Genomic DNA, 13,299 nt, shown 5'->3' on the forward strand with positions numbered 1-13,299 from the left:
AAAGAGAATCAGCCGACGCTGGGCACGGCGGAAAGCAGCTTGCGGGTGTACTCGTGCTGCGGATGGGCGTAGATGGCCTCGGCGGAGGCCGATTCGACGATCTCCCCACGGTACATGACCAGCACGTGGTCGCTGATGTGCTCCACCACGGCCAGGTCGTGGGCGATGAAAAGGTACGTCAAGCCCAGCTCCTCCTGCAAGTCCTGGAGGAGATTGACGATCTGCGCCTGCACGCTGACGTCCAGTGCGCTGACCGGCTCGTCGCACACGATGAAGCGCGGCTTGACCGCGAGCGCCCGGGCAATGCCGATCCGCTGCCGCTGGCCGCCGCTGAACTCGTGCGGGTAACGCCCCATCATCTCCGGCTTCAGGCCCACCTGCCGCAGCAGCTCGGCCACGCGGTCCCGGCGGTCCGTCCGGCTCATTTCCCGGAAGTGGATCTCCAGCGGTTCAGCGATAATGGCCTCGATGGAAAGCCGCGGATTGAGCGACCCGAAGGGGTCCTGGAAAATCATCTGCATTTCGCGCCGCAGCGGGCGGAATTCCCCCTCCGAAAGCGGTAGAATGTCCTTCCCGTCAAAGAGCACGCGGCCGCCAGTGGCTGGGGTGAGCTTCAGGATGGTGCGGCCCAGCGTCGTTTTGCCCGAACCGCTTTCGCCCACCACGCCGAGCGTCGTTCCCGGCTCCAGCGTAAAGCTGACATCGTCAACGGCCTTGATGTCGTCCACGTGACGCCGCAGCAGCCCGGCGGTGACGGGGAACCAGGTTCGCAGATGTTGGACTTCGAGTATCGGCATGGGTCGAGCCATTACTTTGACTTGTGCGGGGGCGGTGTCAATGCCGTCATTTGTGTAAAAATAGGTTTACTGGGCGCTTTCTGCCTTGCGCCATTGCCGGGCGCTCTTACCTTGTAGACGTGCGTGAGTATCAACAATCCTCGTTGGGGCTCGAAGGAGCGCTTTTAATCGCGCACCCGAATTTGGTCGATCCAAACTTCCGGCGAACGGTCATCTACCTGCTTTCGCACGACAAGGCCGAGGGGGCCTTCGGGCTCGTCATCAACCGGGCCCTCAATAAAACCGTGGGCGATCTGCTCACCGGCGCTTCCGAGCTGGGGCCGCTGCGTTCCGTGCCGGTGTTTTGGGGCGGGCCGGTCGGCCTGGACCGCCTGACGTTCGCTGTTTTTAAATGGCAGAAGACCCGGCAGGCCATCGAGGCCCGGATGAATGTGGAGATTGATGAGGCCCGCTTGCTGGCGCTCGATGGCGACACCGCCGTGCGAGCCTTTGTCGGCTACTCGGGGTGGGGGAAGGATCAACTCGAAGGCGAGCTGGAACAAAAGGCCTGGGTGGTGCAAAAGCCCGACCGCGACCTGCTTGACGCCGAGAACTGCCAGAACCTCTGGCAAACCGTGATGAGCACCTACGGCCCGTGGTTTAAACTGCTGGCCGAGGCCCCGGACGACCCGTCGCTGAACTGACTTCGCCCGCATTTGGGCACAAAAAAAGGCCAGACCTTCCGGTCTGGCCTTATTAAAAGTGTTCCTCTTACTTGACGTGAGTGGTGGACACTTTGGTCGTCGTGGACGCGTGGTCCTTGGCACAAGCGCCGAGGCTCAGAACAGCCGCGGCCATGGCGATCAACGTGATAGCTTTAAACATTTTAGTAATTTCATCTCCTTTCGGTGCTGGTTGCGTTCCTCTTTTTTATGAACCGCTCGGCAATCAATGCAATGTTTTTTGCCCGGTTTTTGCCTATTACAGAGAAGGAAAAATTCCTACCAGCCCGTAGTCACGCGGTTAACGAGACGCTCGGAGGCCTTTTCAATCGCAAGCGGAATCGCCTGCCGCTCATCCTGGTTCACATCGTTGCCCGAAACGAAAAACGAGGTTTCTCCCATCAGGATTCCGGCGTCGAGCTTCTCACCCGTGCTGCGGCGCGTCAGGGTGTAGCTAAAGGTAAGGTCGAGGTAAAACTCCTGCTGCTTTTCGATGTCGCTGCGCACGGAGCGGGCCCCGCGGCGGCGGATCTTGGTAATGCTACCCTCAAGGACGGCGTCGGCTCTGTCGGCGCTACACACCTTGAAGGTGCCGTCTTCCTGGAACTGCTTGACGACGGTGCTGGCGGCCAACGATTCGAGATTGGGTACCATCGTATCGTTGTGGAAGGTGGGTACGGCGATGGTCTTGACTCCCGCCATCCGTTTGGGAACCGATGCGCCGATGTGATAGCCTGCGCAACCGGTTAAAAGAACCAGAAACGCTGAGGCAAGGAGAGCGAGGGACTTCATGAAAGACGGCTACTGAGCAGGGAGAGCGGGCTCCGTCGCGGCAGGCTGGGGGGCTGTGGAGGGGGTGGAGGCCGAGGTGCGCAGCTGCGCCTTGGCGGGAGCGGTTTCCTCGGTGGGAGCGGGAGGGCCCGCGTAGTCAGGACGCGCGGAGGTGTCCACCTGGGATTGCATCTTGCGGCGTTCCTGGGCCGTGGCGCCCGTCTCGGCCTGTTCCGGAGCTGAGCGAAGGGCATCGTCCCCGGCGTACTGCCGCAGATGGTCAAGCGCCTTGGTGGCCGTTTCCGCTTCCGGGGTGCCTTTGCCGCCGTCGATCACCTGTTTGTAGTAGATGACCGCGGATTTGTATTTCTTGGTTTTCTCGTAGAACTTGGCCACGTCGAGCGTCTTCTTGAGGTCCGTGCCCGAAAGCTGCTTGATGTTCTCGCGCGCTTGGGAAACTTTTTCGCTCTGCGGGTAGCGCACCATGAAGTCCTCGAAAGCGTCGTGCGCCTTTTCGCGGGAAGCGCGGTCGTTGGAGCCTTTCTGCACCAGGTGCAACTGCACGTAGCCGATCTGGTACTGGGCATCGGCCGCGATGTCGTCGTTGGGGTACATATCGACGGTCTTCTGGTAAGCCTCGACGGCTTCCGGGTATTCGCCGCGTTTCTCATGCACCATGCCGATGTTAAACTGCGAAAGCGGGGCGAACTTGCTGTACGGGGCGTTCTTGATAATCTCCTCGTACATCTTCTGGGTGCGCTCCAGGGAAGGGAACGTCTTGACGCCGAAAACCTTCCGGCGTGCGCCGTTCATGAATTGCCCGGCGATGTTGAACTGGTGCTCGACCACGGAGTCGAACTCCTGCCCCCGGGGGTAATTGGTGATGTATTTGCCGAATTCCTTGAACGCGCGCTCCAAGTCGCCGTTTTTCTCCATCAGCTCGGCCATTTTAAACTGCGCCTGCGGGGCTGCGCCCGAACCAGGGAAGCCGTTGATCAGCCCACGGTAAGCGCCAATAGCCCGCTTGGTTGCGCCCTGTGCTTCAAACTCCTGGGCTTTGTGGAGCTGCTCGCTTGCGGATTTTTCCAACCCTCCGGCATCCTCCTCCTCGCTATGAAAACCTTCGCCGGGGCGGTAAACCACCGCGGCACCCCCGGGAGAGGTAAGGGCCATTGAAAATGCCAGGACGAGCGAGGACAGTACGATGAGCTTCCGCATATCGGCTTGACGCTAGAGGAACCGTGCGGGTGCGTCAAGGTTGGCGAAGCAGTTTTTCCCGCGGGGTTTACCTGATTTTCGGACTCGTGTAAACCCCCCACGATTTTTCGGCCGCCCGCGCCGCCCCCCGCGATTCGGCATTCCCAAGCGCGGCAACATCTTCTACGGTGGGGGGGTGTTTGAACTCCTAGCCACCGATACTGCTACCAAGGCCCGCCGGGGCCGGTTTACCACCCGTCACGGGGTCATTGAAACTCCCATGTTCATGCCCGTTGGCACCCAGGGGACCGTCAAGGCCGTGAGCCCTCGGGAACTCCATGAACTGGGCGCCCAGGTGATTCTGGGCAATACCTACCACCTCTTTGTCCGGCCCGGCATGGAGGTCATTCGCCATTTCGGCGGCCTTCACAAATTCATGAACTGGGACGGCCCGATCCTGACCGACAGCGGCGGCTTCCAAGTCTTCTCGCTCTCCAAGCTGCGCAAAATCACCGAGGAAGGCGTCCGTTTCCAGAACCACCTCGACGGCGCGCCCTGCTTCATCGGCCCGGAAACCTCCATGGAGATCCAGACCACCCTCGGCAGCGACATCATGATGGCCTTTGACGAGTGCCCGCCCTACCCGTGCGAGTACGACTATGCCGCCAAGAGCCTGGCGCTGACCCTGCGTTGGGAAAAACGCTGCCGCGACTGGGTCCGGGCCCGGGACGAAGCCGGGGAGGCGAGGGGAGCCCTCTTTGCCATCGTCCAGGGGGCCACCTTCGCCCCGCTCCGCCGCGAAAGCGCCGAGGCGCTCACCGCCATGGATTTCGACGGCTACGCCATCGGCGGCGTCAGCGTCGGCGAACCGGAGGAGGAAATGATGGCGGCCATCGAGAACGCCGCGCCTTACCTACCAGCCACGAGAGCCCGCTACGCCATGGGCCTCGGTACCCCGCCTCAGATGCTGGAGATGATCGCCCGCGGCGTCGATCTCTTCGACTGCGTGCTGCCGACCCGCATCGCCCGCAACGGTTCCGCCTTCAGCTCCCTGGGCACCATCAACCTCAAAAACAGCCCCTACATCATGGATAAAGGGCCCATCGAAGAGGGGTGTACCTGCCCTGCGTGCCGGGAGTTCACGCGCGGCTACCTGCGCCACCTGGTTAAGGCGGAGGAAATTCTCGGACTGCGGCTCATTACCCTCCACAATCTGCATTTTTATTTGAATTTAATGGCCCGCGCCCGGGCGGAAATTGAGGCCGGAACCTTCGATCAATTTCGGCGCGAATTCGTGGCCAACTACACGCCCTGGAACCCGCAGAAATCCTAGCTTCAAAGCTATTCACAGCCCAAGATATTATCGGGGTTTCCCCTAGGTTTTGCGTGGGGGACCCCCGATGTTTCTTCTGAGCGCGTAGGACGGATGTTAACAAAATGCTTTACGTTCGGTGTATCGGGAATTAATAATAATTTCAACATGACCAGCAAATACACCGCTTTCCGTTGTCCCGAGGATTTGCTCGAAAAAGCGAAGGCCAGAGCCAAGCGCGACCGCCGTTCGCTGAGCAACTATCTCATCACGCTCATCGACCGCGACGTTTCCAGCTCGGCTGAGAGCGAACCGGAGACCGTTGGCGCCTCCCGGGTGATCCTCGGCGAAGACTAGGCCGCTCCCATTGGCCGGAGTGGGGGGAGGCAGGGGTAGGCGATTTTTACCTGATCGTCAAAAAAACCCGCCTTTTTGGCTTGTGTAACCGCCACCGGCTCGGCAAAGAGAGGGGGGTATGAACATTCTTATCCTGGCCGCCGGATACGCCACACGCCTTTACCCTCTTACCCTGAACAAGGCTAAGCCGCTGCTCGACGTCGCGGGAAAACCGATGATCGAATGGGTCCTGGACAACCTCGCCCCGATTCCCGACATCGAGAGTGTCTACGTTGTCACCAACAACAAATTCGCGGCGGATTTCCAGGCCTGGGCCGATGACTACGTCAAGCGCCAGCCGAAGCTGCACTTCAAGATCATCAACGACGGCTCCACGAACGATCAGGACAAGCTCGGAGCCATTGGCGACATCAATCTCGTCGTTTCCCGCGAGAACCTCGCCGCCTCCGATCTCGTCGTCGTCGCCGGAGACAACCTCTTCAGCCAATCGCTCGAAGACTTCGCCACCTACTGCAAGGGCAAAGCGGCCGTACTGGCCACCTACGACGTCAAGGACCTCGAAGCCATTAAGAAATACAACGCCATCGAGAGCACCCCGGAGGGCGTCATCACCCACTTTGAGGAGAAACCGGCCCAGCCCAAGAGCACCCGCACCGGCATCGCCCTTTACTATTACTCCAAAGAGACCGTCGCCAAGTTCGCGCCCTACATCGCCGAGGGGAACAACCCCGACCAGCCCGGCCGCTTCGTTCAGTGGCTCTACACCCGCACCCCCGTCCACACCTGGGACGTTCCCGGCACCTGGTTCGATATCGGTAGCAAAGAGACGCTCGAAGAGGCCAACGAGATCTTTGCCAAGCTCGTTAAGTAGATAACCCACTAGCAAAGCGCCATTTACGTCCGTTTTTATATAAAAAACGGAACAAAGTTTTTTGCCCCCGAAGTCCCGGGGGTAATTTCCTGGAACCAGGCAACTTATTCCTCTCTTTTACGCCGAACGCGTAAATAGGAGCGATTTCCCCCCGGATCGGGCGGGGGCGGCCCTTTGAATTTGCATCCGCCCTCATTCCTGATATGCCTATCCGCTTCCCTTGGGGGCAACCCCGAGGGGAGCCAAACCAAACAGACCAAACACTATGAGCAAAAGAATCGCATTCCTCTTCTCAGGCCAGGGAGCCCAAACTGTCGGCATGGGCAAGGACCTCGTGGAGCAATATCCGGTAGCCGCCGACCTTTTTCGCCGGGCGGACGCCACGCTGAACCGGCCGCTGAGCCAGATCCTGTTCGACGGGCCCAATGAGGAATTGACGAAGACCGTGAACTGTCAGCCCGCGCTCTACGTACATGGTTCAGCCGCGCTCGCCGCATTCCTCCAGGAAATGGGCGGAACCGTCGAGGGCGTCGTCGCCACGGCGGGCCTCTCGCTGGGCGAATTCACGGCCCACGCCGCCGCGAGCACCTTCGATTTTGAAACCGGCCTCCAGCTGGTCGACAAGCGCGCCCACTTCATGCAGGACGCCTGCGACGCCACCAACGGCACCATGGCCGCCATGATCGGCGCCGAGGAAAACACCGTGCGCGACCTCGCCTCCGAAGTGGACGTCGACATCGCCAACCTCAACGCCCCCGGCCAGATCGTCATTTCCGGTGAGCGCGCCAAGGTTGAGCTCGGCGTATCCCGCGCCAAGGACCACGGCATCCGCCGCGCCACCCTCCTCAATGTCGCCGGAGCCTACCACTCGCGCCTTATGGATTCCGCCTACGTCCGCCTGGGCAAGGTTCTCGAAACCACCCACTTTGAGACGCCGAAATACAAAGTCATCTGCAACGTCGACGCCAAGCCAGTCTCGACCGAGCAAGCCATCCGCGACAGCCTGCGCGAGCAGGTCACCAGCAGCGTCCGCTGGGCGGAATCGATGGTCTACCTCCTGGACCACGAGAAAATCGACCTCTTCATCGAATTCGGCCCCGGCGGCGTGCTGGCCGGTCTCTTTGGCCGCATCCGCAAGGGCACCGAAGTCCTCTCCATCTCCGACGTACCGAGCCTGCAAACGGCCGTTGCGAAGTTGAAGGAGTAACGTACTTTCAAGAGGCTACTGAGGGCTGCCCGTGCCGGGTCAACAACCTCCCCGGCAAGGGCAGCCTCATTTTTTTGATGGTTCCGCTCACTGAAAAACTCCTCATGGACGCCGGAGGCTGGCAAGCCGCCAAGCTGGCTCGCGCCCTCGTGGAAGCGGGCCGCGTGGTAAGCTGCGCCTACCAAGCGCCGATTTTGAAAGGCCTCGTGCGCAACGGCGACCAGGAGTTCCGAGCCGGGCTCAAGATCAGCTCCGCCAGCGACGTCGAGAACCTCTGCACCTGCCGCGAATCGCGCCAATGGGGAGCCATTTGCGCCCATTCCCTGGCCGTCGGCTACGCGCTCCTCGGGCACAAGACCGCCCCCGGCTCCGACATGGCCGCCCGGGCTGCCGCCGCTTCCCGACCCGCGCCCCAGCCCGCCGCTGCGCCGAAAGAAACCGGCCCGCGCTTCACCGCCACGGTGGAAAAAAGCCCCAGTTTCCTGAGCCTGAGCATCGTGCTGGCTCCGCAATTCCTCTCCGCCTGGGAGCGGGGGCATTGCACGGTCGGCATCGAAGTCGAGCGCCAGGGCCGCCGCATGCTCCTCAACGCGCTGGACGCCAACGGCTCCTACACCTGTTCCGAGGGGGATTTGCGCGTCATCCAGGCCGTCCGGGGCCTCAATGGCGGCGCCCTTACGGGGATGCTCGCCCTTCAGCGCGAATCCATGCTGATCCTACTGGAGGCGCTTAAAAATCACCCGCGCATCACCTTCGGCAAAGCCACGCCCGTTCATGTTTCCCCGAAGGCACTCCTTCCGAAGCTCAAAATTCAGCCCGATTCCCAAAACCGCGTCGCGCTCCACGCCGCCATCCCGCCGGAAACCCGCCTGCTAGTCGCAGGGCAGGGGAGCGCCTGGTCGCTCAAGGGTGACACCTTCGCCGCCGTCTCCCCGGGGCTCCCCGCCGCGTATGCCGAGCTGCTGCGCCGGGATATCATGCTGGCTCCCGAGCACGCCGCCTCGTTTCTCACCACCGAGCTTCCCGCCTTGCGCGCCTTTTTCGAGATCGACGCTCCCGCGGGCGAGGGCGGCGGCGCGCCAAAGCTGGTTCCCGAGCCCGGTCAATTCTCGCTGACCCTGGAGGGTTCCCTCAATCACCTCGCCGCCCAGTTGCAGCGCATCTACTCCAAGCGCATCGTCACCCTCGGCGTCACCAGCCCATCAGAGAACTGGGCGCTTCCCGATCCCTCCAATTCCGCGCGCCTCCTCTGCCGCGACCTAGAGGCCGAACGCCTCGCGCTGGGTGACCTAACCCGCCACGGCTTTACCGGCCCAGACGCCACCGGCCATTACGTCCTCCGGGGCGAGCGGGCCATTCTGAGCTTCTTTGGCGAGGGCTACCCGGATCTCGCCGCCCGCTGGAGCGTCTCGCTCGGGCCTCGCTTTACCAACATCACCGCCGACATCGAGCGCGTCACCCCGCGCGTGGAGATCGTCCGTTCCGGCGAGGAATGGTTTGACCTGCAATTCGACCTCTCGACCGGCAGCGGCGAGCGGTTTTCCGCCACCGAAATCCAGCGGATGCTGCAACTCGGCCAGAACCACGCCCGGCTCAAAAACGGGAAAGTGGCCGTCTTCAACACCGCGCTGCTGGACGATTTCCAGACCGTCCTGCGCGATTGCAATCCTCAGCAGCACTCGCCGGGCAGCTATCGCATCGGCAAAGCCCATGCGGGCTATCTCGAATCCGCCGCCTCCGAGGCCGGGTTCGCCCTCCATGCCGACGCCGGGTGGCGGGCCTGGGCGAACCGCCAGGAAGGCAAGACAGCCATGGAACCGGTGCCCCTGGGCGACCTGGAGGATGTTCTACGAAGCTACCAAAAACACGGAGTTTCTTGGCTAAGCTTCCTGAGCTCCAACGGTTTAGGCGGAATTCTGGCCGATGACATGGGGCTGGGCAAAACGCTGCAAGCCCTCGCCTTTTTACGTACCCAGCCGGGGCCCGCGCTGGTGGTCTGCCCCTCGTCCCTGATCTTCAACTGGCAGCGGGAAGTTGAAAAATTCACGCCCGAGCGGAAGGTCCTCATCCTGGAAGGTCCGCACCGGAAAGCCCTTTTCCCCGAAATCCCCAAGGCCGACCTGGTCATCACCAGCTACCCGCTGCTGCGGCGCGACGCCACGCGCTACCGGGGCTACGAATTCGCCACCGTCCTCCTGGACGAAGCCCAGCACATCAAGAACCCGGACACGCAAAACGCCCAGGCCGCCGGAATGCTCCGGGCCCAGCGGAAATTCATCCTCACCGGCACCCCGGTAGAAAACTCCGTGCGCGACGTCTGGTCGCTCATGAATTTCGTCATGCCCGGCTACCTGGGCGACCGCGACGACTTCCGCGAGCGCTACGAGGTGCCCATTTCGCGCCACAACGCCCCCGACGCCCTTTCGCGCCTCTCCAAGCGCCTGCGCCCCTTCCTCCTGCGCCGCCGCAAGCAAGAGGTCGCGCGCGATCTCCCGGCCAAGCTGGAGAACGTGGCCTATTGCGAGCTGACCCAGGCGCAGAAACAGGTCTACTCAGCCCTGCTCGAAGGGGCGCGCGCGCAGATTGACGAGGCGGGCAAGAATAAGGGCAAGGCGCAAATGCTCATGCTCACCGCGCTGCTGCGGCTGCGCCAGGCCGCGTGCGATCTGCGGCTCCTGGGCGAGGAAGGCAAAGGGGAATCCGGCAAGGTCGAGCTGTTTAAAGAGCTGCTGAGCGAAGCCGTTGACGGCGGCCACCGCGTGCTCGTTTTCAGCCAGTTCGTCTCGATGCTGACCCTTCTGCGCCGCGAACTGGAGACCCAGGAAACGCCCTACTGCTACCTCGACGGCCAGACCAAGGACCGGCAGGGGGAAGTAGACCGCTTCCAGAGCGGTGAGGTCCCTGTTTTCCTGATCAGCCTCAAGGCGGGCGGCACCGGCCTGAACCTGACCGCCGCCGACACGGTGATTCACTTCGACCCGTGGTGGAATCCGGCCGTGGAAGCCCAAGCCACCGACCGCGCCCACCGAATCGGCCAGACCCAGGTGGTCACCGCCTACAAACTCATCGCGCGAGGCACCGTGGAAGAGAAAATCCTCCACTTGCAGAGGAAAAAGCGGGAGATCATCGATGCCGCCATCGAAAACGAGGAGCCGCTCATGGAAGGGCTCACGATGGACGAGATTCGCGGGTTGCTGGAGTAGAGCCAGGCCGCGCAAGGCGCTTTAGCGGGGTTCCGCGCGATTGAAAAACCAGAACAGACGGCCCACCCAGGCGGCAACTCCCAGAAGGAAGCCGATCGTCAACCCCGTCATCAGCCCGCCGTCTAGATGCGGGGGAGCCTGTCGGTTCGCCTCGACGATCAGCGCATGGATGCCAATGCCCCAAAGCACCATCCAGGTTCCTAACCAGAGGGCATGGTGAAAAAGGCCGTCGCACGCTTTGCGGTAATGCTCTGGTGAGCGCCAATATTCAGGGTGGGGGACGTTGAGCAGGCCGGGCGGGAAGAACCGGACGACGTAAAGCAGCCCCACCACGAAGGAGGAGATCCCCAGGCCAAAAAAACCGAACAGAACGAGATGTCTCGAGCGGGGCATCCACCCATTGGCGACGCCAGATGTCCCGAAATGCGTGGCCATGCGCTCGGGCAGAAGAGGGGCCGTCAGGACGAGCGCGCCCAGGAAAATCACCAGCGAAACCAGCCAGAGAATCCCAGCAAAGCGGGGTTTCATAATATTGACCTAAAAACTGTCGGAAAATACGCGGGAGGCAATGCTTCGTGATTTCCCAATGACGACAAAGCCCAAAACGAACTCAACCAGCACCTTAACCGCGGGCCCCCAATTCACTAAAACGGGGTGGGTTCCATTGAAGCTTTGGGCCATATTGAAAAGAACGGAGCTTGACTCGGAAATCGCGTTGATCAAGGCAATCACACCGACAATAACGAGGCCCACGCGCAACAGTTCGGGTGCCGCAACCGAAGACCGCAAAGGTTCATCCGGGATATGGAGCTGGGTGACGATCCACTCGGTTCGGAACAACAGAACGAGGGTAAACAGCAGATTGATGACGAAGACGACGACCACTTGCAGGATCAGCCATAGGGGGTTGATTCCAGAGTTCGGATAGGAACGAATGGCCAGAACGTTGGCAATCATAGAGATGACCCCTATTGTCCCACAAAGGCTGCTCACTCCCATGAGTTTCAATCCGACAATGGCTAAAGCGCGCATAGTATGATGGCGTGGCTTAACAAGAAATCGAGAGAGTGTAAATAGGCATGTCGTTTCGTCGCTGCTCGGAGGAACGGCGGCTTTCCCTTTGCGCTTTTGCGAGAGATTTTTCCCCTCTCTACAAAGCCGCCGCCGGATCCACCGGTTTCGGCTCGCCCACGATCTCCCAAGCGCGCTCCAGCGAGGCGTCGATGTTGGGGCAGAGGTTATCCAAGCCGACTTTGTCCACAAAGCCCGCGTTGAAAAGCACCTTCATCGGCTGCGCCTGCACGCCGCTTAAGATCAGCTTCGTGTTGCGCCGCGAGAACTTGTGCCAGAGGATCTCCAGCGCCCGCAAGCCCGTGCCGTCAATGGCCGGGACCGCCCGCATCCGGAAAATCACGATCCGGGGGGTAAGCTCCGCGCTGTCGAGTGCATCTTCGAGCTTCTCCGCCACGCCGAAGAAGAACGGCCCCTCGATGCGGTAAACCAGCACGCCTTCCGGCACTGGTTTATCGCGAATCGAATCGCCGCCCAGGCCCACGTCGCTCTCTTCGGTAATCAGCCGCACATGCGTAATGGCCTCCATCTGCTTGACGAAGAGGATAAAGGCCAGCGCCAGCCCGAGACCGACGGCGATGCTCAAATCAAACGCCACCGTCATCGCAAACGTCACGAGCAGCACCAGGTAATCGCCTTTGGGTCCGCGGGCCATGTCCTTGAAGTTGAGCCAGTCGCCCATGCGGAAGGCCACCACCAGCAGCACAGCGGAGAGCGAGGCCAGGGGCAAATACTGCGCCAGCGGGGCTGCCACCAGCACTACCACGACCAGCGTGAGGGCATGGACGATCCCCGCCACGGGCGTCCGGCCGCCGCTGCGGATATTCGTGGCCGTCCGGGCAATCGCGCCCGTGGCCGAGATGCCGCCGAAGAAGGGGCAGATGAAATTGGCAATACCCTGGCCCATCAGCTCCTGGTTGGAGTCATGCCGCGTCTCGATCATCCCATCGGCCACCATCGCCGAGAGCAGCGATTCGATGGCCCCGAGCATAGCGATCGTCAGCGCCGGGCCCATGAGCTGCTGGAAACGCTCGAAACTGAGGTTCGGCCAATGCAGGCTGGGCAGGCCGACCATGGCGTCGGCTCCGAATTTCGACCCGATGGTGGCCACCGAGTCCCCCGGGTTCCAGAGGAAAACCAGCACCGCTCCTAGAAGGATCGTGACAATCGAGGGGGGCACGCGGCTCCAACGCTTGGGCCAGCGCACAATGACGGCCAGCGAAAAGAGCCCCACGGCGAGGTTCTGCCATTTGGTCTGCGAAAGATGCGTCAGGATGCCCCAGAATTGCGAAAGCGCCTCGGCGGGGAGCTTTACCTCCAGCCCGAGGAGCTGCTTGAGCTGCCCCACGGCGATCACCACGGCGATGCCGCTGGTAAACCCAGCCACGACGGGGTAGGGGATGAACTTGATCAAGCCCCCGAGCCGGAAGGCCCCGATGGCAAAGAGAAACACGCCCGCCATCATTGTGGCCAGCGCCAGGCCGTCGTAGCCGTAGGTGGCGGAGATGGCAAAGAGGATCGGGACAAACGCCCCGGTGGGGCCGCCGACCTGCACCATGCTGCCGCCGAAAGCGGAAATCAGGAACCCGGCGATGATCGCCGTCCACATGCCCTGGCTGGGCGTCGCTCCGGAGGCGATGCCGAAGCCGATGGCCAGCGGGATGGCGATGATGCCGACAGTCATTCCGGCGATGACGTCGGTAACGAGCGTTTTGCGCCGGTAGCCTTTGATGGCATCCAGCAAGACAGGGCGAAAGAAGCTTAAAGAACTCACGGGCAAGGGCGGATAGTAGAAACGATGAGCCCCGCTCA

The 13,299-nt window shown here is 61.6% G+C and carries 12 protein-coding genes; 6 read left to right on the forward strand and 6 right to left on the reverse strand.

Annotated features, from left to right (window positions below):
• Window positions 1-8: 8 nt before the first annotated feature.
• The gene (locus B2828_RS05215; protein WP_479632639.1) at window positions 9-797 is read right to left on the reverse strand and encodes an ABC transporter ATP-binding protein; all 789 of its coding nucleotides are present in this window, start codon (window positions 795-797) and stop codon (window positions 9-11) included.
• A 119-nt stretch (window positions 798-916) separates the two neighbouring features.
• On the opposite strand from B2828_RS05215, the gene B2828_RS05220 reads away from it, so the two are divergent.
• The gene (locus B2828_RS05220) at window positions 917-1,480 is read left to right on the forward strand and encodes a YqgE/AlgH family protein (protein ID WP_479632640.1); all 564 of its coding nucleotides are present in this window, start codon (window positions 917-919) and stop codon (window positions 1,478-1,480) included.
• A gap of 297 nt (window positions 1,481-1,777) precedes the next feature.
• Here the strand turns inward: B2828_RS05220 and lptE are convergent, their stop codons facing one another.
• On the reverse strand, window positions 1,778-2,290 hold the full coding sequence (gene lptE / locus B2828_RS05225; protein ID WP_479632641.1) for an LPS assembly lipoprotein LptE: 513 nt from the start codon (window positions 2,288-2,290) through the stop codon (window positions 1,778-1,780).
• A gap of 9 nt (window positions 2,291-2,299) precedes the next feature.
• Window positions 2,300-3,487 carry an outer membrane protein assembly factor BamD gene (gene bamD / locus B2828_RS05230; RefSeq protein WP_479632642.1) on the reverse strand — a complete coding sequence of 396 codons (1,188 nt, stop codon included), beginning with the start codon at window positions 3,485-3,487 and terminating at the stop codon, window positions 2,300-2,302.
• Window positions 3,488-3,662: 175 nt separating this feature from the next.
• Here bamD and tgt point away from each other — a divergent pair, with 175 nt between their 5' ends.
• From tgt to B2828_RS05255, 5 genes are all read left to right on the forward strand, one after another.
• Window positions 3,663-4,799 (forward strand): tRNA guanosine(34) transglycosylase Tgt, encoded by a 1,137-nt coding sequence (tgt, locus tag B2828_RS05235; RefSeq protein WP_479632643.1) that lies wholly within the window; start codon window positions 3,663-3,665, stop codon window positions 4,797-4,799.
• 147 nt (window positions 4,800-4,946) lie between these two features.
• A complete protein-coding gene (locus tag B2828_RS05240) occupies window positions 4,947-5,135 on the forward strand; it encodes a hypothetical protein (protein WP_479632644.1) in 189 nt (62 codons plus the stop codon).
• A 118-nt stretch (window positions 5,136-5,253) separates the two neighbouring features.
• Window positions 5,254-6,006 (forward strand): nucleotidyltransferase family protein, encoded by a 753-nt coding sequence (locus B2828_RS05245; RefSeq protein WP_479632645.1) that lies wholly within the window; start codon window positions 5,254-5,256, stop codon window positions 6,004-6,006.
• A 265-nt stretch (window positions 6,007-6,271) separates the two neighbouring features.
• A complete protein-coding gene (fabD, locus tag B2828_RS05250) occupies window positions 6,272-7,213 on the forward strand; it encodes an ACP S-malonyltransferase (protein WP_479632646.1) in 942 nt (313 codons plus the stop codon).
• A gap of 77 nt (window positions 7,214-7,290) precedes the next feature.
• Window positions 7,291-10,416, forward strand: coding sequence for a DEAD/DEAH box helicase (locus B2828_RS05255; protein ID WP_479632647.1), 3,126 nt, complete (start codon window positions 7,291-7,293; stop codon window positions 10,414-10,416).
• A 21-nt stretch (window positions 10,417-10,437) separates the two neighbouring features.
• Here B2828_RS05255 and B2828_RS05260 read toward each other — a convergent pair whose 3' ends face one another.
• The 3 genes from B2828_RS05260 to B2828_RS05270 all read right to left on the reverse strand — a co-directional run bounded on the left by B2828_RS05260 (window position 10,438) and on the right by B2828_RS05270 (window position 13,261).
• Window positions 10,438-10,944 (reverse strand): DUF1648 domain-containing protein, encoded by a 507-nt coding sequence (locus B2828_RS05260; protein WP_479632648.1) that lies wholly within the window; start codon window positions 10,942-10,944, stop codon window positions 10,438-10,440.
• Window positions 10,945-10,953: 9 nt separating this feature from the next.
• Window positions 10,954-11,373, reverse strand: coding sequence for a hypothetical protein (locus B2828_RS05265; protein ID WP_479632649.1), 420 nt, complete (start codon window positions 11,371-11,373; stop codon window positions 10,954-10,956).
• A gap of 193 nt (window positions 11,374-11,566) precedes the next feature.
• Complete coding sequence (locus B2828_RS05270) at window positions 11,567-13,261, reverse strand: SulP family inorganic anion transporter (protein WP_479632650.1); 1,695 nt, start codon at window positions 13,259-13,261, stop codon at window positions 11,567-11,569.
• Window positions 13,262-13,299: the final 38 nt, after the last annotated feature.

It is taken from the genome of Spartobacteria bacterium UBA695, assembly GCA_002298145.1.
Taxonomy (GTDB): Bacteria; Verrucomicrobiota; Verrucomicrobiia; order Chthoniobacterales; family Chthoniobacteraceae; genus UBA695.